Source organism: Limosilactobacillus viscerum (assembly GCF_947387525.1).
GTDB lineage: Bacteria > Bacillota > Bacilli > Lactobacillales > Lactobacillaceae > Limosilactobacillus > Limosilactobacillus viscerum.
Window position 1 is genome coordinate 81,058 of sequence record NZ_CANDNW010000003.1, and the last position, 24,055, is coordinate 105,112.

Annotated in this window: 21 protein-coding genes, 1 pseudogene and 1 other annotated feature; all 22 genes and pseudogenes read left to right on the forward strand. The window is 45.9% G+C overall.

Annotated features, from left to right (window positions below):
• Nucleotides 1-123 precede the first annotated feature (123 nt).
• On the forward strand, nucleotides 124-1,125 hold the full coding sequence (locus QOS07_RS01890) for a rod shape-determining protein (RefSeq protein ID WP_283587310.1): 1,002 nt from the start codon (nucleotides 124-126) through the stop codon (nucleotides 1,123-1,125).
• A gap of 140 nt (nucleotides 1,126-1,265) precedes the next feature.
• Nucleotides 1,266-2,123 carry a rod shape-determining protein MreC gene (gene mreC, locus QOS07_RS01895; protein WP_283587311.1) on the forward strand — a complete coding sequence of 286 codons (858 nt, stop codon included), beginning with the start codon at nucleotides 1,266-1,268 and terminating at the stop codon, nucleotides 2,121-2,123.
• A 6-nt stretch (nucleotides 2,124-2,129) separates the two neighbouring features.
• On the forward strand, nucleotides 2,130-2,666 hold the full coding sequence (mreD, locus tag QOS07_RS01900) for a rod shape-determining protein MreD (RefSeq protein ID WP_283587312.1): 537 nt from the start codon (nucleotides 2,130-2,132) through the stop codon (nucleotides 2,664-2,666).
• Nucleotides 2,667-2,718: 52 nt separating this feature from the next.
• Nucleotides 2,719-3,075: a binding site (T-box leader), on the forward strand.
• A gap of 70 nt (nucleotides 3,076-3,145) precedes the next feature.
• Nucleotides 3,146-3,793 carry an amino acid ABC transporter permease gene (locus QOS07_RS01905; RefSeq protein ID WP_283587313.1) on the forward strand — a complete coding sequence of 216 codons (648 nt, stop codon included), beginning with the start codon at nucleotides 3,146-3,148 and terminating at the stop codon, nucleotides 3,791-3,793.
• An 11-nt stretch (nucleotides 3,794-3,804) separates the two neighbouring features.
• A complete protein-coding gene (locus QOS07_RS01910) occupies nucleotides 3,805-4,482 on the forward strand; it encodes an amino acid ABC transporter ATP-binding protein (protein WP_283587314.1) in 678 nt (225 codons plus the stop codon).
• Nucleotides 4,483-4,505: 23 nt separating this feature from the next.
• Nucleotides 4,506-5,354 (forward strand): amino acid ABC transporter substrate-binding protein, encoded by an 849-nt coding sequence (locus QOS07_RS01915; RefSeq protein ID WP_283587315.1) that lies wholly within the window; start codon nucleotides 4,506-4,508, stop codon nucleotides 5,352-5,354.
• 252 nt (nucleotides 5,355-5,606) lie between these two features.
• A complete protein-coding gene (yfmF, locus tag QOS07_RS01920) occupies nucleotides 5,607-6,854 on the forward strand; it encodes an EF-P 5-aminopentanol modification-associated protein YfmF (RefSeq protein ID WP_283587316.1) in 1,248 nt (415 codons plus the stop codon).
• A gap of 5 nt (nucleotides 6,855-6,859) precedes the next feature.
• Nucleotides 6,860-8,158, forward strand: a complete 1,299-nt coding sequence (gene yfmH / locus QOS07_RS01925; RefSeq protein ID WP_283587317.1) for an EF-P 5-aminopentanol modification-associated protein YfmH — start codon at nucleotides 6,860-6,862, stop codon at nucleotides 8,156-8,158.
• Between the two features lie 86 nt (nucleotides 8,159-8,244).
• Nucleotides 8,245-9,342, forward strand: a complete 1,098-nt coding sequence (locus QOS07_RS01930; protein WP_283587318.1) for a helix-turn-helix domain-containing protein — start codon at nucleotides 8,245-8,247, stop codon at nucleotides 9,340-9,342.
• A gap of 18 nt (nucleotides 9,343-9,360) precedes the next feature.
• On the forward strand, nucleotides 9,361-9,945 hold the full coding sequence (gene pgsA / locus QOS07_RS01935) for a CDP-diacylglycerol--glycerol-3-phosphate 3-phosphatidyltransferase (protein WP_283587319.1): 585 nt from the start codon (nucleotides 9,361-9,363) through the stop codon (nucleotides 9,943-9,945).
• 118 nt (nucleotides 9,946-10,063) lie between these two features.
• Nucleotides 10,064-11,311, forward strand: a complete 1,248-nt coding sequence (locus tag QOS07_RS01940) for a competence/damage-inducible protein A (protein ID WP_283587320.1) — start codon at nucleotides 10,064-10,066, stop codon at nucleotides 11,309-11,311.
• A 93-nt stretch (nucleotides 11,312-11,404) separates the two neighbouring features.
• The gene (gene recA / locus QOS07_RS01945) at nucleotides 11,405-12,472 is read left to right on the forward strand and encodes a recombinase RecA (RefSeq protein WP_283587321.1); all 1,068 of its coding nucleotides are present in this window, start codon (nucleotides 11,405-11,407) and stop codon (nucleotides 12,470-12,472) included.
• 123 nt (nucleotides 12,473-12,595) lie between these two features.
• Entirely contained in the window at nucleotides 12,596-12,784 is a 189-nt protein-coding gene (locus QOS07_RS01950) for a hypothetical protein (protein ID WP_283587322.1), read from the forward strand.
• 101 nt (nucleotides 12,785-12,885) lie between these two features.
• Nucleotides 12,886-14,439, forward strand: a complete 1,554-nt coding sequence (rny, locus tag QOS07_RS01955; RefSeq protein WP_283587323.1) for a ribonuclease Y — start codon at nucleotides 12,886-12,888, stop codon at nucleotides 14,437-14,439.
• A 152-nt stretch (nucleotides 14,440-14,591) separates the two neighbouring features.
• Entirely contained in the window at nucleotides 14,592-17,231 is a 2,640-nt protein-coding gene (gene mutS / locus QOS07_RS01960) for a DNA mismatch repair protein MutS (RefSeq protein WP_283587324.1), read from the forward strand.
• Between the two features lie 12 nt (nucleotides 17,232-17,243).
• Nucleotides 17,244-19,271: a DNA mismatch repair endonuclease MutL gene (gene mutL / locus QOS07_RS01965; protein WP_283587325.1), complete on the forward strand. Its 2,028-nt coding sequence runs from the start codon at nucleotides 17,244-17,246 to the stop codon at nucleotides 19,269-19,271.
• A 23-nt stretch (nucleotides 19,272-19,294) separates the two neighbouring features.
• Nucleotides 19,295-19,891, forward strand: a complete 597-nt coding sequence (gene ruvA / locus QOS07_RS01970) for a Holliday junction branch migration protein RuvA (protein ID WP_283587326.1) — start codon at nucleotides 19,295-19,297, stop codon at nucleotides 19,889-19,891.
• 15 nt (nucleotides 19,892-19,906) lie between these two features.
• A complete protein-coding gene (ruvB, locus tag QOS07_RS01975) occupies nucleotides 19,907-20,929 on the forward strand; it encodes a Holliday junction branch migration DNA helicase RuvB (protein ID WP_283587327.1) in 1,023 nt (340 codons plus the stop codon).
• Between the two features lie 7 nt (nucleotides 20,930-20,936).
• Nucleotides 20,937-22,013, forward strand: coding sequence for a tRNA-ribosyltransferase family protein (locus QOS07_RS01980; protein ID WP_283587328.1), 1,077 nt, complete (start codon nucleotides 20,937-20,939; stop codon nucleotides 22,011-22,013).
• Between the two features lie 71 nt (nucleotides 22,014-22,084).
• Entirely contained in the window at nucleotides 22,085-22,543 is a 459-nt protein-coding gene (gene yajC, locus QOS07_RS01985) for a preprotein translocase subunit YajC (protein ID WP_283587329.1), read from the forward strand.
• 148 nt (nucleotides 22,544-22,691) lie between these two features.
• Complete coding sequence (gene gnd / locus QOS07_RS01990) at nucleotides 22,692-23,591, forward strand: phosphogluconate dehydrogenase (NAD(+)-dependent, decarboxylating) (protein WP_283587330.1); 900 nt, start codon at nucleotides 22,692-22,694, stop codon at nucleotides 23,589-23,591.
• A 256-nt stretch (nucleotides 23,592-23,847) separates the two neighbouring features.
• Nucleotides 23,848-24,055 (forward strand): annotated as a pseudogene (locus tag QOS07_RS01995) (ISL3 family transposase); the annotation flags it as partial.

The window sequence follows — 24,055 nt, forward strand, 5'->3', positions numbered from 1 at the left end:
GGTTTCGCCTTCGTCCGCTAATTAATGTATATTTAAGTTCGTATGTGAACCATGGCTATGGTATAATATCAACGATATTGGATAAAATAGATTATTAGTCTTAAAACGAAGGGAAGAAGCAGATTGCTAGGAATCGGAACCAAAAATCTTGGAATCGATCTGGGGACCGCTAACACGATTGTTTACCTTGAGGGTAAAGGAATCGTTCTCCGTGAACCTTCAGTAGTTGCTCGTAACGCAAAGACAAACGAAGTAATTTCTGTTGGTAGTGATGCACGGGACATGATTGGGCGGACACCAGAAAGTATTGTTGCAATTCGTCCAATGAAGGACGGTGTGATCGCTGACTACGACACTACCGTCGCAATGATGAAGTATTACATTGGCAAGGCACTGGGTAATTCAAATGGTAAGCCATACGTAATGGTTTGTGTACCAAGTGGAATTACTGAAGTTGAAAAGCGGGCGGTAATTGATGCTACTCGTGTCGCTGGTGCACGTGATGCTTACGTAATTGAAGAACCATTTGCTGCCGCCATCGGTGCCGGCCTGCCGGTAATGGACCCAACTGGTAGTATGGTTGTTGATATTGGTGGTGGGACCACTGATGTTGCTACCATTTCACTTGGTGGGATTGTTTCTAGTCGGTCAATCCGGATGGCTGGTGACAAGATGAACGATGCCATTGCACAGTACGTTCGTCAAAATATGAACCTCTTAATCGGTGAACGGACAGCAGAAAAGCTGAAGTGGGACGTTGGTTCTGCTTCAGTACCTGCTGCTGAAGAAATGGGAACAACTGAAGTTCGTGGCCGGGACCTGGTTACTGGTTTGCCAAAGACGATGGAAGTTTCCGCTAAGGACGTTTCCGTTGCTCTCCAAGATGTTGTTGAAAATATCATCAACGCCATTAAGGGTACTCTTGAAGAAACTTCTCCAGAAATTGCAGCTGATGTTATCGACCACGGGATCGTATTGACCGGTGGTGGTGCCTTACTGAAGCACTTACCTGACGTGATTGCTGACGTAACCAAGGTGCCTGTCTTTATTGCTAATGATCCACTTGACTGTGTTGCCATTGGTACCGGTGAATCATTGAAGAGCATTGATGTAATGAAGAAGTAGATAGAGAATGATTTAGGAAGCTACTGGTTAGTAGTAAAATATATATCATTAGATTTGGCTAGTGATAGACGGGGCTGGTCGCAAAACGATTTGTTTTGTCTAGCCCCCTTTTATTATCTTGCCCACAATGGAGGATTATCATGCAAAAGTTCTTTTCCAATCGCCGGTTGGTTATCATTGTGGTAATTCTGGTCGTTTGCTTTGGCCTAATGGCTGGGTCAGTTACAATGCGGAACCGGCGCAACACACCGCCGTTGATCCAACAATTCGGCAACGATATTGTTGGCTTTGCGGATAGTGCGGTGGCGTTGCCAGTCAACTGGTTGCAAACGAGCTTTAGTTCGGTAAATGATTTGATGAATACTTATTCAGAGAACCGTGAATTAAAGCAACAAGTTACGGAATTGGCACAAACCAAGGTGCGTGACCAAACTCTTGCCCATGAAAACAAACAGCTTAAGCAAGAACTTAAGTTGAAGAAGTCAATGACGGACTATGACACGGTAACTGCGGCCGTCTTAATGCGGACACCATCGTCCTGGCAACAACAGTTAGTAATTAACAAGGGACAATCAAGCGGCATTAAGAAAAATATGCCGGTAATGAGTGATGGTGGCTTAATCGGCCGAATTGTTGAAGTTAATAAGACTAACAGTAAGGTTGAACTATTAAGTGACACTAACGAGGCGTCAAGTCGTTTTGCCATTTCAATTGGTGGCAAGGGCAACCAGGTCGTTAACGGAATTATTACCGGATACAATGCTAACCGGAATGAGTTAGTGATGGGACAGGTAAGTTCGAAGGCGAAGGTTACTAAGGGTACCCGGGTCGTTACCAGCGGAATGGGTGGCGTTACCCCTAAGGGCCTGTATGTTGGTAAGGTTGCACGGGTTGGCAAGGATGATTATGGACTGGCCCAAAAGGTTTATATAACCCCCGCAACCAATTTTAACGACATTAACATTGTGACTGTTGCCGAAAGCACTGCACGGGAGTGATTACTGATGTATCGACTATCACGATTAAAGTATGTTTTCCCAATCGGTCTCTTTGTCTGCCTGTTTTTGGATGGCTCACTTAGCCATGTCTGGGCACCACTCTTTTTCCGCTTCCCATATTCGATGATGAGTGAATTGGTGCTCTTATGGTTAGTGCTGTCATATTTCTTTGAAAATGGGGTTGATATCCCGTTAATTCCGTTTTCAATTGCGGCCGGAGTCGTGGCGGACCTTTACAGTTCTGGTGTTCTCGGTCTATACATGGTTCTATTTCCGTGTATTGTGGCACTAACCAGGTTGCTAGCGCACTACTTCAGTGACTCGTTTTTAACAGCAATTATGATCTTCTTTATTGATATTGTTGTTTTTGCAACGGTTAATTATTGTGCGTACTACATGGTTGGGATTACGAGTGTTAACTTTGGCGACTACTTAGCATTCTCATTAGCGCCGACTTTAGCACTGAATTTGATTTACTTCGTCGTCCTGTACTGGCCAATCCAGTCACTATATTCATGGGCAACGAGTGAAAAAACTGCTTAATTGTTCTTGACATTAAAATATAATGAGTGTATTGTGTAAACAATCAATAAAGCGAATGACAATGAACAGACTAGTAAAGTGTTCTTAGTTGCGAAGAGAGTCTCGGTTGATGGGAAGAGACCTGCTAAAGCACTTGAATCACATCTGTGAGTTGATCTTCTGAATTCCAGTAGGAAGGTCCGGGGTCGCCCGTTACAGCACGGAGTTTATTTTATGAACTCACTAAGGTCAGCTTTCGTGAGGGAGCTGATAAGATGAGGTGGAACCGCGGAAACGCCCTCGTAGCCAGTTTGGCTCGAGGGTGTTTTTTATTTACCATTTCATTAGTGAAAGTAAAGTGAACTTGCTGAGGTGGTTATTGTGAAGTAACCACAAAAAGAGGTGGCACCACGATTGATTCGTCCTCTAGAACTAGTTATTAGTTCTAGAGGATTTTTTGTTTACACCATTCGCTCAGTGAAGAGAAGGAGGAAATTTATATGTCTGCGCAATATGTTTCATCAATTTTACCGTCATTATTCCAGGGGGCGTCGTTAACCCTACAGATCTTCTTTTGGACGTTAATCGGTTCCTTACCGCTGGGGATCCTTGTTAGTATCGGTTTGATTTCTAAGATTCGGCCATTAAAGTGGATCCTAGAAATTTATGTTTGGCTGATGCGGGGGACGCCATTATTACTGCAATTAATCTTTGTTTTCTATGGTTTACCAATTATTGGCATTGTCTTCCAGCGTTACGATGCTGCTTTAGTCGCCTTCATTCTAAACTACGCCGCATACTTTGCTGAAATTTTCCGTGGTGGTTTTCAAGCCATTGATGAAGGACAATTTGAAGCGGCTCGTGTGCTACGGCTGAACTACTGGCAAACACTCCGTAAGATTGTAATTCCCCAAGTGGTTAAGATTGTAATCCCGTCAATTGGGAATGAAGTGATTAACCTGGTAAAGGATTCATCATTAGTTTACGTAATTGGACTTGGTGACTTGCTCCGGGCCGGAAACGTAGCAACTTCACGGGACGTTACCTTGGTACCATTACTGTTAGTCGGTTTGATTTACTTAATCCTTGTCGGAATTTGCACCATTGTTCTGCGGAAGGTTGAACAACGGTATGCTTACTTTAAGTAGGAGGGGTCGCAATGTTAGAAGTTAAGAATTTAAAAAAGAGCTTTGGCAATCGGGTAATCTTGGATAATGTTAACCTGACAGTTAAAGATGGTGAAATTTTAAGTATTGTTGGTCCTTCTGGTGCCGGTAAAACGACCCTCTTGCGGTGTATCACCGGTTTGGAAACTGCCGATAGTGGTCAATTCTTGATTGATGGTCAGGCCTTTGACCCCCAAGGAAATGAAGAAACAGACCGGGTAATTGGGGTTGTCTTCCAAGATTACAACCTTTTTCCTAACCTTTCCGTAATGGAAAACATTACGTTAGCACCAACAATGGTCCTTAAGAAGGATAAGGCAACGGCTGAAAAAGAAGCAAAGGAATTACTTGATGAATTAGGACTAGATGATAAGGGCAGCCTGTACCCATACCAACTTTCTGGTGGGCAAAAGCAACGGGTTGCGATTGCGCGGGCATTAGCAATGAAGCCGAAGATCCTTTGCTATGACGAACCAACATCCGCATTAGACCCAACCATGCGGAAGGAAGTCGCCAAGATTATTTTGGGCCTAAAGAAGGATGGAATGACCCAACTGGTTGTTACTCACGATTTCACGTTTGCGGATACAATTGCTGATGACATTTTGAAGGTTAAGGCCTTGGACAAGTCCCTTAACCAGGTGCAAGATGTTGAGAACCAAGAAAATTAACTACGGAAGAGAGGAAGAGGCATATGAAAAAGATTAAAGCAATCTGGTTGCTGCTGCTCCTCGTCGTTCCGATGTTCTTGCTTGGCGGGTGTGAGAGTGTTACCACGCGTGCTAATACCCAGGACACCTGGTCACGAATCCAACGGCGGGGAAAGGTTACGATTGGCCTTGACGACAGCTTTGTTCCAATGGGTTTCCGGCAAAAGAATGGTAAATTAGTTGGTTACGATATTGACCTTGCAAAGGCAGTTTTCAAGCAATACGGGATTAAAGTTGACTTTCAAACCATTGACTGGTCAATGAAGGAAACAGAGCTGAAAAATGGGACCATTGACCTATTATGGAATGGTTACTCAATCAACCCTGACCGACAGAAGAAGGTTGCCTTTAGCCGCCCATACTTAAAGAACCGGCAAGTTCTGGTTACTAAGAAGAGCAGCCACATTAACAACCTGAATGACATGGCTGGAAAATCCCTCGGGGTCCAAAACGGGTCGACTGGTCAATCCGTACTTGACGCTAAGCCAAAGCTATTAAAGGATAAAATTAAAAATAAGTCGGCGGTTCTCTATGATACGTTCCCAGATGCGTTTATTGATTTGAACGCCAACCGGATTCAGGGAATCCTAATGGACCAAGTTTATGCTGACTACTACGTTAACCACCAAAAGGACAAGAATTCATACCGGGTATATGATACAAAAGAATTACCTGCTGAATACTTTGGTGTCGGAATGCGGAAGGGTGACAAGACATTACGGAAGAAGATTAACCGTGGCCTTGGTAACCTCCAAAAGAATGGTCAGCTAAGAAAGATTAACGAAAAGTGGTTCGGCTCCAACAGTAACTACCTAGGATCCGATAATGACTAAAAAATAATTAAGCCTACTGGCGACCAAAATGAGGTGTCCGTAGGCTTTTTTAGTGGACGAGGATTTGATTTGGGGCCATTTTGTGTTAGTTTTAAGCATCGCAGAGCATATCCCGTGGCTTGGTGAAGCGAGCTCATTCAACCAGGTTGGTGCCACAGCTTTCAATACCACGGAATAGTTTGAAATTGGCTACTATTTAACGTATCATTATTCAGTACGCAACCGAATATTCGTAAAGGGAGTATGATTTTCATGCATTACAACCTCGCTTCGGGGGTTAACTTGGACGTTGTTCCAAGCAAGAAGTTCAATATGAACCAAATCCTAATTAATTTTGCGACGCCGCAAACATTTGATAATGCGACGGCGCGCAACCTCCTGGCTAATTTATTGGAAACCAGTACCAAGAAATACCCAACCCAAACAGCGCTGGCTGACCAGTTAGCTAAGCAGTATGGTACTTACCTTAGCATGGGTGTTACTCGGGTTGGTCGGCTTCACTGTGTCCGCCTTAAGGCTAGCTTTATTAATGACCGGTTAGCAAACAGTGAATTATTTGAAAAAGTGGTCGCATTAATTAACGAGATTCTGTTTAACCCGCTAGTTAATAATGGTCAGTTTGACCAGGAAACATTTGACCGGCAGGCAATTAACCTAAAGAGCACGATTAATAGTTACTATGATGATAAACAATTCTGGGCTGCTCGGCGGTTATTGGACCTTTATTATCGCGATGGTACAGTGATGCGGGTACCAAGCTTCGGTCGGAGCCAAGAAATTGATAAACTAACCGCTGCTGGTGTTTACCAAACCTACCAGGAAATGATTGCCAACGACCGGGTTGATATTCTCTTCCTTGGTGATGTTGATGCGGAGCAAGTGAAGGCCGCGTTTGCTAAGATGCCGTTTGCTGACCGGACAATCAACCACCAGGAAGTGCTATATCACCAGCCGTTATATAAGCAGGTTCAACGGCAGGTTGAGTACCAGCCAGTTAGTCAAGCAAAGCTGAACCTTGGTTACCAATTGCCACTCTATAGTGGAAAAGAACTGTACTATGCCGGACTGGTCTTTAATGACCTCTTTGGTGGTAGTCCGTATTCAAAGCTGTACGTTAATATTCGTGAACGTGCCAGCTTGGCATACTATGCTGCTAGTCGCTTGATGCCGTTTAATGGTCTTTTGAGTGTTCAATCGGGGATTGACTCCCGTCAGGCTTCACGGGTAGAAAAGCTAATTGACCAGCAATTACTCGCACTCCAGCATGGTCAGTTTACGGATGAACAATTTGAAGAGGTTAAGAGCGGCTTAATTAACCAGTACTTGTCCAGTAATGACTTGGCTGGAAATATCCTTGGTCGGCGGTTGGCAAACCAATTACTTGGCTTGCCAACGCAGGATGAAACAGCCCAAATTAATGCAGTAACGAGGGACCAAGTAGTTCAGGTTGCACAAATGTTAAACAAGCAAGCAGTATACTTATTAAGTGGTGAGAATTAAAATAAATGGACAATTATCTTTATCAAGAATTTAACCGGTCAATCTACCGGAAAACCTTAGAAAATGGACTTAAAGTACAATTGATGCCCATGGCTGAATTTAACAAGACATACGCCATCATGACCACCGACTTTGGTTCAATTGATAATCACTTTGTTCCGTACCAACAAGAAGAACCGGTTCAGGTACCAGATGGTGTTGCACACTTTTTAGAGCATAAGCTTTTTGAAAAAAAGGATCACGACGCTTTTGACCTGTTTGGCAAGCTCGGGGCCGACTCGAATGCGTTTACTAGTTTTACCCAAACTAGTTACCTCTTTTCGACCACTAGCCACCTGCGGGAAAATTTGGATATCCTGTTAGATTTTGTGCAAGACCCATACTTTACTGACGAGACGGTGCAAAAAGAGCAGGGAATAATCGGCCAAGAGATTCAAATGTACAATGATGATCCTAGCTGGCGCCTTTACCTGGGAATGCTAGGCAACCTCTACCCCCATGACCCGATGCATATTGATATTGCGGGGACGGTTGATTCAATTAGTAAAATCACGCCGAAAATTTTATTTGATTGCTACCGGACCTTTTACCAGCCAAGCAATATGAACTTATTACTGGTTGGTAAGCTGGACCCGGCTGAAACGATGGGCTGGATTGAGGACAACCAGGCGAAAAAAGAGTTTGCACCACAGGAAAAGCCCCGTCGTTTCTTTGAATTGAATGATCCGAGTGGTCACGATGTAATTCCGTTCCGCTCCTTGACAATGGACGTTAACCGACCGAAGGCAATGGTTGGAATACGGGGGTTAAAGACTTTTGACGATGGTCATGAGCGGCTTAAGTATAAGTTAGCGGTGGACCTGCTCTTGGACCTACTGCTTGATGACACCTCTGATAACTACCTCCGCCTGTATGACCAGGGGATTATTGATGATTCCTTTGGTTATAACTTTGATATGACCCGTGCTTTCCACTTTGCTTATATCAGTACGAACACCAACCAACGTGAAAAATTTGCTGATGAAGTGATGGCTATTTTGGATAATGCGGATGAAGAAATTGATCGGGCAGCAGACCACTTTGAAGGAATTAAGCGGGCGGAAATTGGCCGGCTAATTAGTCTGCTTGATTCACCAGAGGCAATCGGCAACCGGTATGCTGGCGATCTTTTTGCGGGTGCCAACCTGATGGATGAAATTCGCATGATGAAAGAACTGCAACTGGCGGACCTTCACCAGGCGGCAAAGGACTTTGTTAACCCTGCGGGGATGTCAGTTTACCAAATTGTTTCTCAGCACCAATAATTGATAGATTTTCTTAACTTTCACAAACGGGACAGCATGATATAATGTCCAGTGAGAAAAATAATGAAATTAATGGAGATAAGATAATGAGTGAAAACGACAGCGAACAACAAATGGAAATTGGTAAGAAGCTGCAGAAGGCCCGTCAAGCTAAGGGCTACACCCTTGATGACCTGCAGCAAATTACGAAGATTCAAAAGCGTTACCTAATCGCAATTGAAGATGAGAAGTTCGATGAGTTGCCAGGTGACTTCTATGTCCGGGCCTTTGTTAAGCAGTATGCTGATACAGTTGGCCTTGACGGACAGGAATTACTTAGTGAATACGATGATGACCTTCCTGAGGCAAAGACGGCCGAATATTCTGACCATATTTCACAGGCGGTTGAAACGCGGGCTAGCCAACGGAAGACGGTTAGTAACAGTGTAAGTAAGGCGCGCCAATACCTGCCAACCGTAATTATTGCATGTGTCATTATTGTTGTGCTGGCAGCAATTTGGGTTACGGCCATTGCTCGTAGTCACCGTGATTCTTCTACCCGAATTGATAATAGTTCTGTTTCTGTTTCTGGTGAGAGCCGGAAGAAGGAGTCATCTTCTTCAGTTAAGAAGAATGTAAAGAAGCCAACTAGCTCACCAATTAAGTTACGGGAAAGCTCACGGACAACTACGGGGGTCGTATACAGTGCTGGTAAGCTGAAGAAGAACACTAACTTACAAGTGCAAACCAGTGCTAGTTCTGTTGTCCGGGTTCAAGGCAATAATCAAGTCCTGTTTAGCCAGACCATGGCTGCCAACGGTAAGAACAGTGTTAAGATCGCAAAGTCAACTACTTCCTTAGTAATTACGGTCACTAACCCGTCAGCAACCAAGATTATAATTGGCGGTAAGACGATTAACTTCACTAATAGTGGCAAGAACCAAAATACGCGGACAATTACCATCAACTTCGGTAGTCAAACGGCTAGTTCTTCAAGCAGCAGTAGTGCAACGACAACGCAGCGGAATACCACTAGTACCGCAACAACTACTCGTTCAGGAGTAGCAACAAACGGCAACACCACCACGGGCACTTCTAATGCCACTACGGGTCGGACGACGACTACTCAAGGAACTACTACCAATCAAGGCGCTGCTACTACCACGACCGGTGGTGCAGCACAAACAACCGGTGGTACGCGTTAATACTGGGAGGAACTAAAATTGAATTTACCTAATAAGCTAACTGTTGTTCGTCTAATAATTATTCCTTTCTTTCTCCTGCTGATGGTTTTACCTTTATCATGGGGGAGCGTTACCTTTTGGGGCGCAACGATTCCGGTTGCCCAACTGATTGCGGCAATCCTCTTTATTGCTGCCACCATTACTGATAATCTTGATGGCCGGATTGCGCGGAAAAATCACTTAGTTACGAACTTCGGTAAATTTACTGACCCACTAGCTGACAAATTATTGGTAATGACTGCCTTTATCGTTTTGACGGGGAGTCAAATTGTTCCAGCGTGGGTAACCGCGATTATTATTTGGCGTGAATTATCAGTTACCGGTCTGCGGTTATTGCTAGTAGAACAAGATGGAACGGTTTTGGCCGCTAAAATGCCAGGAAAGATTAAGACGACGACGCAATTCATTGCGATCATTTTCTTGCTGTTAAACAACGTTATTTTCGCTATCTGGAATATTCCTTTTGGGCAAATTATGCTCTATATTTGCCTATTCTTTACTATTTACTCTGGTGTGGACTACTTTATCCAGGGCCGGGGTGTCTTTTCAGATGGTTTCAAGTAAAAATTAAGGAGACTGTGGCCTTGGGCTCGCGGTCTCTTTTTTGCCATTAGCGAAAGTTAGATAAAGAATAAATGCTTTAAAAGGAATAATCCGTTCTTATTAATTAGGAGGGTAAATTATGGATGCTGAGATCATTTCAGTTGGGACTGAATTAGCGCTAGGACAAGTTACTAATACCAATGCACCACTGTTGGCACAGACTTTAACCGCAATGGATATTAAGGCACCTTACCAGGTAACCGTCTTAGATGATGCAAACCAGATTAAGGATGCAATTCACACGGCACAGAAACGAGCGGGACTTATTTTTGTATGTGGGGGCCTTGGACCAACCACGGATGATGTTACGCTGCGCAGTACTGCTGCGGCCCTTGAAACTGACCTTGCCACTGATGACCAGCACTGGGAGTGGATTAAGGAGAGCTTTAAGAACCGGAAGACAGAATTGCCACCAGAAAATATACAGCAGGCTCGGTACCTGGCGGGCGGTCAACCGCTGGCTAACCCAGTCGGTCTAGCATTAGGTAGTTGGTATGATAATGGAAAGCAACTAGTAGTTGTGATGCCAGGACCACCCTCTGAATTTCGGGCAATGCTGGAAAAGAGTGTTAAGCCACGGCTAATTGAAAAGTACGGAACCGGCCGGCAGATTACCAGTCGGACACTAAACTTTTTGGGGCGGCCTGAATCATTATTAATGGATGAGATTGAGGAAGCCACGGCTGACTTTACGGGGATGACAGTTACTTCTTATGTCCAGCCAAGTCAGATCCAGGTTCGGATTAATGTCTATGACTTGCCGACAGAAGAAGCAAAAGCATTGCTTGACAAGGTAACAGCAGCAATCTTAGCTGTTGAACGGCCATTTTATTTTGGAATGGGTGATAAGTGCTCATTGGCGGAAGTGGTTGTTGACTCCTTGAAAGAACGCGGATTAACAATCACTGGTGCAGAAAGTCTGACCGGTGGTTTATTCCAAAGCACTATTTGTTCAGTTCCCGGTGCTTCCAATGTATTTGATGGCGGCTTTGTCACGTACGCTGCAAGTGCAAAGGAAAAACTGGTGGGTGTTGACAAAGATGTTATTGAAAAATACGGTGTGGTTAGTTCACCGACCGCGGCCCAGATGGCAGAAAAAAGTCGGCAACAATTAGATGCTGATTTTGGGGTAGCCTTTACTGGTGTTGCGGGACCGGATGCACTTGAAGGAAACCCCGCGGGGACGGTTTGGCTTGGCCTAGCACAACGTAATCAGCCGGTTCAAACCAGGGAACTTCACCTCGCCGCTTATAATGGTCGACAGGAAATTAGAAACCTTAGTGTTCAGTATGGCCTTCAGATGGTATACCAGGCATTACAGAAATAATCGAACCGTTGTTCGCATTTTTCTTGTTTTTTAGTGTGAAAACTGGTATTGTTAATTGGCAGATATGAGTCCGAATAAAAGGAGGAATTTAATTTGGCAGACCAGCGTAAAGCAGCACTGGATGTTGCGTTAAAAAAGATTGAAAAGAACTTTGGTAAGGGTTCTATCATGCGCATGGGTGATGCTGCCGACATGAAGATTGCCACTATTTCTAGTGGCTCTTTAGCGATTGATAAAGCGCTTGGTGTTGGTGGCTACCCACGTGGTCGGATAGTAGAAATTTATGGCCCAGAAAGTTCTGGTAAGACGACGGTTGCCTTGCATGCGGTGGCAGAGGTTCAACGTCAGGGTGGTACTGCGGCATATATTGACGCAGAAAACGCCCTAGACCCACAATATGCAGAAGCACTGGGGGTTGATGTTGATAACTTGCTTCTTTCCCAGCCAGATACTGGTGAAGAAGGGTTAGCAATTGCTGACGCACTGATCGCCAGTGGGGCGGTTGACCTGGTGGTAATTGATTCCGTTGCTGCCTTAGTTCCACAGGCTGAAATTGATGGTGACATGGGGGATGCCCATGTTGGTCTTCAGGCACGGTTAATGTCGCAAGCATTGCGGAAGCTTTCTGGTGAGATCAACAAGACGAAGACGATTGCGATCTTTATCAACCAGATTCGTGAAAAGGTTGGGGTGATGTTTGGTAACCCTGAAACGACGACTGGTGGTCGGGCACTGAAATTCTATTCGACAATCCGGATGGAAATCCGCCGTGCGGAACAGATTAAGAACGGGACAGATGTTATTGGTAACAAGGCCCGGGTAAAGATTGTTAAGAACAAGGTTGCGCCACCGTTCAAGCGGTGTGAAGTTGACATTATGTACGGTGAAGGCATCTCAAAGACTGGGGAACTGCTGGATATGGCGGTTGAAAAGGACTTGGTCAACAAGAGTGGGGCCTGGTACTCATATGGCAACGAACGAATTGGTCAGGGTCGTGAAAACGCCAAGCAATGGCTGGCAGACCATCCAGAAAGCATGAACGAACTGATGAACAAGGTTCGGGTAGCATACGGGATGAAGCCATTGGAAAACAATGGCGAAGCGGACCAACCAAAAGAGGGCGGCCAACAGGAAACAATTGAGGAAGCTAGTAAAAATTAACTAAGTGCGGAACGGCCAATAAGAGGGCCGTATGCATAACATGGCAACCGGAGTTGACGCGGGACGCGTCGGCTTCGGTTGCCATGTTATGTACTAGGCCCTCGGCCGTGGAGCACGTTACGCGTGGAAGAAGAGAAATGCAAACCGGTATTGACGCTGAAGGCGTCAGTGCCGGTTTTCTATAATGTACTAGGCCCGGTCCCGCGGAGCACGTTACACGTGGAAGAAAAGAATAATAAAGCAGCGATCGTTAATTTAACGGCCATGGTTAACAATATTTCAAATGAAGAAAATAATATTGTTGACACTTAAGAATTGCAAGCTTAAAATTTATTTTGTGTGGTGCTTTTTGCATTACACGGTGAAAATAATTAACCAACCAACAACAAAATAGTTGAAGCGGGGGTGAAATAATGCAGTTATTAATTTTCGCCGCGCTTGCTATGGTTGTCGGTCTTGTTATTGGCTATGCTGTACGTAAAGTTATTTATGAAAAGCAGCTTACGGCAGCAAATCAAACGGCCGCCGGAATTCTTTCGACAGCCAAGACTGAAGCAGAAACGGCGAAAAAGGAAGCAATCCTTGAGGCAAAGGAAGAAAGCCACCGTTACCGGGAAAACGTTGAAGATGAGTTGAAGCAGCGACGGAACGAAATTCAACGCCAAGAAGATCGCTTATTACAACGTGAAACAAGCTTAGACCATAAGGATTCAGCACTGGAAAAACGTGAAACGGCAGTTGGTAACCGTGAACATAAGTTGGACCAGCAGACTGAAAAATTACGGAATGCTCAGCAAAAGGCTGACGCGTTAGTTGACCAACGCCAAGAAGAGCTAGAAAAGGTTGCACAAATGTCTCATGAGGATGCCAAGCAACAGCTGCTCGCCGAGATGAAGGATCAATTAAAGTCTGAACGAGAAGTAATGATTCGTGATAGCGAACAGGAAGCTGAAATTACAGCAGACCGTAACGCCAAGAAGCTAATCGTCGAAGCAATTCAGCGAAGTGCTGCAGATGTTGTTTCTGAAGCAACGGTTTCAGTGGTTAACTTGCCAAATGATGATATGAAGGGACGGATTATCGGTCGTGAAGGGCGGAATATCCGGACCCTCGAAACGTTAACGGGTATTGATTTAATTATCGATGATACTCCGGAAGCAGTTGTCTTAAGCGGCTTTGACCCGGTCCGGCGTGAAATTGCTAAGATTGCCTTAGAGAAGTTAATTCAAGATGGTCGGATTCATCCGGCACGGATTGAAGAAGCGGTTGATAAGGCACGTAAGGAAATGGATAGCAAACTTCGGGAGACGGGCGAACAGGCACTCTTTGACTTGGGTATTCATTCAATGCACCCAGACTTAATTAAGACGATTGGGCGGATGAAGTACCGGACTAGTTATGGTCAAAATGTTCTTGACCATTCAGTTGAAGTTGCTAAACTTGCTGGAATTATGGCTAGTGAGCTTGGCGAGGACGTAAACCTGGCAAAGCGGGCAGGGCTCTTGCATGACATCGGTAAGGCGATTGACCACGAAGTCGATGGTTCACACGTTGAACTGGGTGTTGAACTGGCACGGAAATACAAGGAAAACAAGGTGGTAATCAATACGATTGCCTCCCACCATGGTGATGTTCCAGCATCGTCAGTAATCGCGGTCCTTGTTCAAGCAGCCGATGCAATTTCTGGTGCCCGTCCTGGTGCGCGGAGTGAGTCGCTTGAACAATACATCCAACGCCTGAAGAAACTTGAAGGTATAGCTAATAATTATGATGGTGTCGACCATAGTTTTGCAATTCAGGCCGGCCGTGAATTACGGGTAATTGTTAAGCCAAAGAAAGTCTCTGATCTGGAGGCAACTACTTTGGCCCACGATATTAAGCAAAAGATCGAAAAACAATTGGAATATCCTGGTCACATCAAAGTGACTGTTATTCGTGAAGTACGGGCAGTTGACTATGCTAAATAGTTAACGCTTGCTGGTTAGCTTGATAATATTAATGGACTGGGGATAATCCCAGCCTTTTTATTTTTAAAATTCGCAAGTCTTGCACTGCCGGTCCGCAAAAAATATAATTAAATAGTATATAACCGTATCGAATTTAATGAGGTGAAATTTTTTTGACAAAAAAACAAACACCAATGATGGAGCAGTATCAAAAGGTGAAAGACCAGTACCCAGACGCGTTTCTTTTTTACCGCCTGGGTGATTTTTATGAGCTCTTTAATGATGACGCAATTAAGGGGGCGCAACTTTTAGAGCTGACGCTAACCACCCGTAATCATAGTGCCAAGAACCCGATCCCAATGTGTGGGGTACCGCACCGGGCAGTGGAAAGCTATGTTGACGTGTTGATTGATAAGGGGTACAAAGTTGCTATCTGTGAGCAGATGGAGGACCCTAAAAAGGCGAAGGGAATGGTTAAACGGGCAGTTACCCGCTTAGTTACGCCTGGGACTCAGATGGATTTAAATGGTGACCAAGCAAAGGACAATAACTACTTAGGTGCCATCTACCACCAAGATAACCATTTTTACCTTGCCTACACGGACCTATCAACTGGTGAGCTTAAGACCAGTGATTTTGCAAACGTCGATGGCATCCTAAACGAGTTAATCAACCTGCAAACAAAGGAAGTCGTCGGCCAGGGGGAATTGCCGGACCAACTGACGACGGCGCTTGACCAGCGCCATATTTTGCTGTCCACGCAGGAAGAAGTTTTGAAGCGGTCAGAAATTAGCTACTTAACGCAGGACCTTACTAGTGAGGGACAAAAACACGTAGTTGGCTTACTGGTTTCCTACCTTCTAACCACTCAGAAGCGGTCACTTGCCCACCTCCAAAAGGCGATTGCTTACCAGCCAAGTTCATTTATGAAAATTGATCACTATTCTAAGACAAACCTGGAACTAATGACTAACCTGCGAAGTGGTAAGCGGCAGGGGACGTTATCATGGCTGCTTGATGAGACCAAAACGGCAATGGGGAGTCGGCTATTAAAGCGGTGGCTTGACCGGCCGTTGATTGACCCTAACGCAATTAAGGAACGGCAAGATAAAGTCGCTGAACTACTTGACCACTATTTTGAACGGAGCAATATCCAACAAGAGTTGATCAAGGTTTATGACCTGGAACGGTTAGCCGGCCGGGTCGCCTACGGAAGCGTTAATGGCCGTGACCTGATCCAGCTTAAGACCTCACTTCAGCAAGTACCAAAAATTAAGTACGTATTAGAGACACTAGACTCACCAGTCTTTGCCGACCTAACTAGCCGCCTAGACCCGCTGAGTGACATTGCTGACTTAATTGACCGCGCCGTGGTAGAAGAACCGCCAATTGCCGTGACTGATGGTGGGGTGATTAAGGATGGTTATAATGACCAGCTCGACCAATACCGTGATGCAATGAATAATGGCAAGCAGTGGATTGCTGATTTACAGGACCAGGAACGAAAGGTAACCGGAATCAACAACCTGAAAATTGGCTATAACCATGTTTTCGGATACTACATTGAAGTAACCAAGGTTAACCTCAGCAAGATTCCTCGTGACCGTTATGAACGGAAACAAACCCTGGTTAATGCTGAGCGATTCTCAACACCGGAATTAAAGGAAAAAGAAGCGTTGATCTTAGGGGCCCAGGAAAAGTCAGTTGCCCTTGAATATGACCTGTTTGTGAAGGTACGGGAACAGGTGAAGGGGCAGATCAAGCGGCTACAAAAGCTTGCCCAGGCGTTATCCGAATTGGATGTCTTGCAGAGCTTTGCGGTGGTTAGTGAAGATTACCACTTTGTTCGGCCAACGATGAATACTGGCCATCAGCTTTCAATTAAGGATGGCCGTCACCCAGTGGTTGAAAAGTTTATGGGGCACCAGGAGTACGTTCCTAATGACGTCCAAATGGGTGACGATACCGATATCCTGTTGATTACCGGGCCAAACATGTCTGGTAAGAGTACTTACATGCGTCAGTTGGCCCTAACGGCGGTGATGGCACAGATGGGCTGCTTTGTTCCGGCTAGTCGGGCTGAATTGCCAATTTTTGACCAGATCTTTACCCGGATCGGGGCGGCCGATGACCTGATTTCCGGTGAAAGTACCTTCATGGTTGAGATGATGGAGGCAAACAATGCCCTGAGCCATGCTACGGACCGTAGTCTGATCCTCTTTGACGAAATTGGTCGGGGGACCGCCACCTATGATGGGATGGCACTGGCCCAGGCAATCATTGAATATGTTCACCAGCATGTCCGGGCAAAGACACTGTTTTCAACCCACTACCATGAGTTGACAAGCCTAGAAGAAACATTGCCACGCTTAAAGAATGTTCATGTTGGGGCAACGGAGAAAAATGGTGAATTAGTTTTCCTCCACAAGGTTAGTGCCGGGCCAGCAGATAAGTCGTATGGTATTCACGTTGCTAAGCTAGCTGGAATGCCTGCTCCATTACTGAAACGGGCCGACCAGATTTTGCAGAAGTTAGAGAAGAAGGATGTCGAACTGCCAACGAGCCAGGCTCCCGACAAGCCAGCACCAGAAAAGGCGAAGGAAGCCGACCGGGTCGCTGAACAGTCAACTACTGTTAAACCGGTAGTAGAGCCGAACGGGCAGATGGAATTATTTAGCCCCCAACCACCGGCTAAGAAGTTGAATAAAAAGGAAGAGCGGGTCCTTCACCAGCTGAAGGAATTAAACCTGATGGGGATGACCCCAATGCAGGTAATGAACCAGCTTTATGAGTGGCAGCAAAAATTAAAGTGAGGTGGCTAATCAATGGGGCAAATTCATGAACTAAATAGTGTGTTAGCGGATCAGATAGCCGCTGGTGAGGTTATTGAACGCCCCGCATCAATCGTAAAGGAGCTAGTGGAAAATTCACTGGATGCTCACAGCAGCCGGGTGGATATCATTGTCGAAAATGCCGGCTTAGATAGTATCCGGGTGATTGATGATGGCGACGGAATTGCTAGTGATGATGTCCAGCTAGCGTTTAAGCGGCACGCCACAAGTAAGATTAGCAGCCGCAAGGACCTCTTCCGGGTGCAAACAATGGGTTTCCGTGGTGAAGCTTTACCAAGTATCGCCTCGGTCGCAGACGTAGAATTGACAACTGCCCAGGAAGGGGCTACCGCGGGACGGATGGTTCACCTGCGTGGTGGTGAACTAGTTGCTAACCAGCCAGCTCCTGCGCGCCGGGGGACCGATGTTCGGGTAACCGAGCTGTTTTTCAATACTCCTGCCCGGTTGAAGTACCTCAAGTCTCCGCATACCGAATTAATGCGGATTACTGATATCGTTAACCGCCTGGCACTTGCCAATCCCGGAGTAGCGTTTAGCTTTACCCATAATGGCAAGGAGCTCTTTCGGTCAGCCGGTAATGGCAACCTCCAGCAGGTAATTGCGGCAATTTATGGAATTAAAGCTGGACGAAAGATGCTGGCGGTCCAAGGAGAAGACGATGACTTTAAGGTCAGCGGCTTTGTTTCGTTGCCGGAACTAACCCGGGCCTCACGCCAGTACATTACGATCACGATTAACCACCGGTATATCAGGAACTTTGAGCTAACAAAGGCCATTATCCAGGGCTATGAATCAAAGTTAATGGTTGGTCGCTACCCGATTGCGGTAATCAATATCGACCTTGATCCCGTCCTGGTTGACGTTAATGTTCACCCTGCAAAGCGGGAGGTACGGTTGAGCAAGGAACCCCAGCTAGCTAATCTAATCTCCCAGACAATTCGCCAACGGATTGCGCAAGAAAACTTAATACCGGACCTCGATGGTGATAACTTTGGTCCCCAGCCGGATCCGGAGGTTGTTAATGATTTGAACCGGCGCCTGAATGAAGCGGCGCAGCCATATACGGTTGACCAAGGAGCACCAATAACTAAGCCCCAGCCGGCAGCTGCCCATCCAGAAGAACCTACCCAAGCAGCAGATAATGGAAGCGCAGGTGCTGATACGGTTGATAGTCAACTCGCGGCACCGGTGATTATCCACCAGACCGCTGAACTTCATTCGCCCCGGATGCAGAAATTTGACGAGCGTTACCAACACGAAGGGGATGCCCAGCCGTTTGCCGGTGAAGATGATCACGTAGAAATGAATAACCAGCAGACCAAGACCAAAAACGTAGAACTGGATGTTCATGACAAGAGTGACCAAGCCGCGGGCCGTTTTCCCGACCTCCAATATATCGGACAGCTCCAGGGAACTTTTTTGCTCGCCCAGGCTAGCGATGGTCTGTATATTGTTGACCAGCACGCCGCACAGGAACGAATAAACTATGAACGTTTCCGGAAGGAGATTGGGCTGGTAAGTGACGACCAACAGACCTTCCTAGTACCGCTAGTGCTGAACTATTCAACGGTGGATGCGATGAACATCAGTAACCATGCTGACGTTTTGGCAAGTGTTGGCCTCCACCTTGAATCGTTTGGTCAAAACAGCTTTATTCTCCGTTCACACCCCACCTGGTTTGCGGAAGGGCAGGAAGAGGATACGGCAAAAGAAATGATTGACTGGATAATTAAGGATGGTAAATTGACGGTCCGGGAATTTCGGATGAAGACGGCAATCATGATGTCCTGTAAGCGGGCAATCAAGGCCAACCACCACCTGGATGATCGGGAAGCCCGGGCACTTTTGCGGCGGTTGCCCCAGTGCGAAAACCCGTTTAACTGTCCTCATGGCCGCCCAGTGACGGTTCACTTTAACGACCGTGACCTGGAAAAGATGTTTAAACGAATCCAGGAATCACACGTTCCGTATGCAGATGACTTTGATGATCATGACTTTTAACCAGTAAAGGAGTTTTACTAACCGTGTATGAATATTTAACGGGAAAAATTTCAATTGTTGCTCCCCAGTACATTGTGATTGACGTAAATGGCGTTGGTTACAAGCTCTTGGTAGCCAACCCCTACCGCTTCAAGGAAGACTCGACGATGGCCGTCCGGGTTTATGTATACCAAGCAGTCCGTGATGACGATATTTCACTGTTTGGCTTTAGCGACCAGGCGGAAAAAAGACTTTTCATGCAGTTGATTAACGTTTCGGGGATCGGGCCAAAGAGTGCGCTTGCGATCCTTGCCAATCCAGACCACCAGGGCTTGGTTGATGCAATTGCTAATAACAATATTGGCTACCTCACTAAGTTCCCAGGAATTGGGAAGAAGACTGCTTCACAAATTGTCTTGGACCTGAAAGATAAGTTGGCAAGCGCCAGTACTGGTGACCTCTTTACCAGTAGTGCTAGTGAGACAGCGGAAGAGGATAATCCAGCATTAAGTGACGCTTTGGCAGCGTTAAAGGCGCTAGGTTACAAAGAGCGCGACGTAAAGAAGGTTAAGAAGAACCTGCAGGGTAGCAAGGCAAGCACTGATGAATACCTACGTCAAGCTCTGCACCTGTTGAACTAGTAAGGGGGAATTAAGGTGGAAGACAAGAAACACGGAATCCTGTCTGACCAGTCACAAGATGAAACTGAAGAACAACTTGAACTGACTCTTCGTCCGCAAACCCTCGATGAATACATTGGTCAGGACCAACTAAAGGGAAAGCTAACTGTTTATATTAAGGCAGCTAAGGAACGGGAAGAAGCCCTGGACCACGTTTTGCTTTACGGACCACCCGGCCTTGGTAAAACGACCCTGGCAATGGTAATTGCGCATGAAATGCAGGTTAATATTAAAACCACCAGTGGTCCCGCAATTGAAAAACCAGGGGACTTAGTGGCGTTATTGAACGAGCTCAAGCCCGGCGATGTCTTATTTATCGATGAAATTCACCGCCTGCCAAAAGTCGTTGAAGAAATGCTTTATTCGGCAATGGAAGACTACTACATTGATATTGTGGTTGGTGAAGGACCAACTGCCCACCCAGTTCATTTTCCGTTGCCACCGTTTACCCTAATTGGTGCAACGACCCGGGCAGGGATGCTGTCAGCACCACTTCGCGACCGGTTCGGAATTGTTGAACACATGGATTACTACAATAATGATGAGCTGAAACAGATTATTTTCCGGTCCGCCCGAATTTTTAAGACAAAAATTGAGGATGAAGGTGCTCACGAGCTAGCTTTACGTTCGCGGGGAACTCCCCGGATTGCGAACCGGCTATTGAAGCGGGTTCGTGACTTTGCCCAGGTTGCCCACAAGCAGAGCATTGATTCAAAAACCGTCAAGCAGGCGCTGAACTTGCTCCAAGTTGATAGCCACGGTCTTGATGAAGTGGACCGTAAAATGTTACTAACAATGATTAATTTTTACCATGGCGGTCCAGTTGGCTTAAAGACGATCGCGGCTAACATCGGTGAGGAAACGAATACAATTGAAGAAATGTATGAGCCGTACTTAATCCAGATCGGCTTTATTGCGCGGACGCCACGGGGAAGGGTAGTAACGCCAGCAGCTTATGAGCACCTGGGAATTGAGTACCCGACCGACAAGGGAAAGTAAAATAATAATGAAGAAACAAGTAAAATTTAACTTAAATAAGCAAAGTGGCAATGCCCGCACAGGACTGCTGCAGGTCGGTGAAAAACAGGTGACAACGCCTGCACTTGTCCAAACCGGTGATACAATCACTACGTTGACACCGGGGGAACTTACTAAACTGGGGACGACGGCGATTAAGCAGTCGGTCTTACCTTACTGCCTGGCGGCTAGTGAAGGACAGCATCCAGATTTTGGCGACCTTCATACACGGCTACAGTGGCCCGGACTGGTAGTTGGCGATACCGGTGCTGAACAGGCTTACCGGTGGGCAAAGCCGCGTGGTCGGAAGAAGAATGGTGTTAGTTTTCATGAACCAGCAAGTGGCCAGCAAAAGTTGTATACGCCGGAGATAGCGATGGAATGGCAAGCAAAACTTGGTTGTGACCTTCAGTCAACTTTTGCCCGGTGGGAAAACTACTATTCACCGGTTGACGACCTTCAGGCAGCGGCTAAGCAAACTGCCTCGTGGCTAGATACAGCTAACCCTGGGTCACTAGCAACAATCACCGGTGGTGGGCTTAAACGCCTTCGCCGGTTTAGCGTTGAGGCGGTGCAAGGTCACCAATTTAGTGGCTATAATCTGGCTGGAATTGATGAAGACGTTAAGCTAACGGAACAGGTACGGGTTATTCGAGAAACGACAGCAATGTTGCCTGCTGCTGGGGTTCGTTATTTATCGACTTGTGGTTCGCTTGAGCAAGCATTACTAGCAATTATTAACGGGATCGACCTGGTGGACAGCGATTGTGCAGGCCAGGCTGCCCGGCACGGTGTTGCCTTTAACCGTACTAAGCGGATTCACTTGGTAAAAGAGCACTTCCTTGCAGACCAAGGGCCCCTGGTATCGGGGTGTGGCTGTCCAACTTGTCGGGCAGGCTATTCACGGTCCTACCTCCACCAACTGACCTTGGCGAAGAGTCCGCTGGGAGTTCGCCTACTATTGATTCATAACCTTTACGCCGTTAACCACCTGCTGGCTCAGCTCCGTCAGGCAATTGCTACTGGCCAGGTTGATGACTTTGCCGATGACCTAGCAATTGGTTAGTGGTAGTGGTTTTTTTAGTAAAAGTTTGGTACAGTTAATTTAGAGATTTTTTGAAAGGAATGGATAAGATAGTGAATAGTTTAAGCTTCTTAACACTCGGTGCCGCTTCCGGCAATGCAAGTGGTTACTCTGGCATCATCCTGATCGTCTTGATGATCGCATTGATGTACTTCTTTATGATTCGTCCACAACAAAAGCAGCGTAAGCAACACCAAGAAATGATGAATGAACTGCACAAGGGTGACGAGGTTGTAACAATTGGCCGTCTTCACGGTAAGATTGACACTGTCAACAAGGAAGACCGGACAGTTACGCTTGACTGTGAAGGCATTTACCTTACGTTTGACATGGTGGCAATTGCGCGGGTTGTTAAGCGTGCTGCCGATGAAAGCAAGGATGATTCTGCAGACAAAGCCACGGCGGAAGACGATAAGCCAGCAGAAAGTGCTGACAAGGCCGCTGATTCAGCTGAAAAGTCAGAAGACGACAAGACTGCTGACGATTCATCAACCGATGACGAGACAAAATAATAATTGACTAATTTATATAAACGTGCGAAACTCTTAACTGGTAATTAGTTAAGGGTTTCTTTTTTTTGAAGCCCCTTTTATTGTTTTTTTCATTTGTCGGGATTTTGCATTTCCTGGCGAGACTGCCGATAACAGGAGGGAATTTATAATGCAAATTGGATTGATTGGTTTGGGAAAGATGGGTATCCACCTTGCTCAAAATATGCTGCGGAACGATAACGACGTTGTTGCCTTTGACCTGAACAAGGATGCAGTTGAAGAAGCCGGTTCTTACGGTGCACAAACTGCCTTTTCCCTTGATGAAATGGTTGAAAAGCTTGATACACCACGGACTGTTTGGGTAATGGTCCCAGCTGGTAAGCCAACGGATGCTACCATGCAACAATTGGCAGACAAGCTTTCTGCTGATGACATTGTTATTGACGGTGGTAACACTTACTGGAAGGACTCCCTGAAGCACAACCGGATGCTGACTGAAAAGGGGATCCACTTCTTTGACTGTGGTTCTTCAGGTGGTTGGCGTGGTGCCCTCGAAGGTGGTAACTTCATGATAGGTGGGGACGACAAGGAAGTCTTTGAACGGATTCGTCCACTCTTTGAAGGAATTGCCCAAAAGGACGGTTACCTGTACACTGGTAAGGCTGGTTCTGGTCACTACCTCAAGATGGTCCACAACGGTGTTGAATACGGGATGATGGAATCCATCGGTGAAGGTTTTGAAGTTCTTGAAGCTTCAGACTTCAACTATGACAATGCCGCTGTTGCTAAGTTATGGAACAATGGTTCAGTTATTCGTTCATGGCTGATGGAATTAGCCCAAGCAGCCTTTGAAAAGGATCCTCACCTGGATGATATTCAAGGTCGGATGCACAGTAGTGGTGAAGCACACTGGACATTGGTTGACGCAATGGAACATGGTGTTCCAACTCCTGTTATTTACGAAGCCCTGGCTGCACGTTACAAGTCAATGCAAGAAGACACCTTTGATGGTAAGGTGGTTGCTGCATTGCGGAACGGCTTCGGTGGCCACGCAGTTGATAAGAAGTAGTTTCAACTGAGTAAAATTTAACGAGGGGGTAAGAAGTCGGTTACGATTTCAACTTCCACGAATATAAATAGAGGTCCAGAGTTCGGTTCGATTACCGGGCGCTGGGCCTCGTTTATTTGGCTCTACAATATCTGGTGTTGATATAGAAATTTCACTTTCTATACCAATACCAGATTTTTACGTTTAAACTAAAAAAACAGAGGTCCCCTCTGTTACAATGAAATCGCCAAATCACACAGAAAAGAAGGTAACCTCTATGGATAATGATACTAGAATTCTCCTTAATTTAACAGATCCCCACTTAAGTTTTTCTCGACATTGGCTTAAATTTGCGGTCGTTAAATCAGTTCGGGTGGCCCAGATTAGTTGCCGGCTGTCTTATACCCCTAAAGCTTGCCCTAATTGTGGGGTGATCAACCGTGGTCAGATTGTTAAATTTGGTTATTATCAGGCTAAATATAAAT

Excerpts from the sequence above, each read along its gene's own strand:
- mreC (WP_283587311.1), top strand. The coding sequence starts at position 1,266 with ATGCAAAAGTTCTTTTCCAATCGCCGGTTGGTTATCATTGTGGTAATT.
- mreD (WP_283587312.1), top strand. The coding sequence starts at position 2,130 with ATGTATCGACTATCACGATTAAAGTATGTTTTCCCAATCGGTCTCTTT.
- QOS07_RS01905 (WP_283587313.1), top strand. The coding sequence starts at position 3,146 with ATGTCTGCGCAATATGTTTCATCAATTTTACCGTCATTATTCCAGGGG.
- QOS07_RS01910 (WP_283587314.1), top strand. The coding sequence starts at position 3,805 with ATGTTAGAAGTTAAGAATTTAAAAAAGAGCTTTGGCAATCGGGTAATC.
- QOS07_RS01915 (WP_283587315.1), top strand. The coding sequence starts at position 4,506 with ATGAAAAAGATTAAAGCAATCTGGTTGCTGCTGCTCCTCGTCGTTCCG.
- yfmF (WP_283587316.1), top strand. The coding sequence starts at position 5,607 with ATGCATTACAACCTCGCTTCGGGGGTTAACTTGGACGTTGTTCCAAGC.
- yfmH (WP_283587317.1), top strand. The coding sequence starts at position 6,860 with ATGGACAATTATCTTTATCAAGAATTTAACCGGTCAATCTACCGGAAA.
- QOS07_RS01930 (WP_283587318.1), top strand. The coding sequence starts at position 8,245 with ATGAGTGAAAACGACAGCGAACAACAAATGGAAATTGGTAAGAAGCTG.
- QOS07_RS01940 (WP_283587320.1), top strand. The coding sequence starts at position 10,064 with ATGGATGCTGAGATCATTTCAGTTGGGACTGAATTAGCGCTAGGACAA.
- rny (WP_283587323.1), top strand. The coding sequence starts at position 12,886 with ATGCAGTTATTAATTTTCGCCGCGCTTGCTATGGTTGTCGGTCTTGTT.
- mutL (WP_283587325.1), top strand. The coding sequence starts at position 17,244 with ATGGGGCAAATTCATGAACTAAATAGTGTGTTAGCGGATCAGATAGCC.
- QOS07_RS01980 (WP_283587328.1), top strand. The coding sequence starts at position 20,937 with ATGAAGAAACAAGTAAAATTTAACTTAAATAAGCAAAGTGGCAATGCC.
- gnd (WP_283587330.1), top strand. The coding sequence starts at position 22,692 with ATGCAAATTGGATTGATTGGTTTGGGAAAGATGGGTATCCACCTTGCT.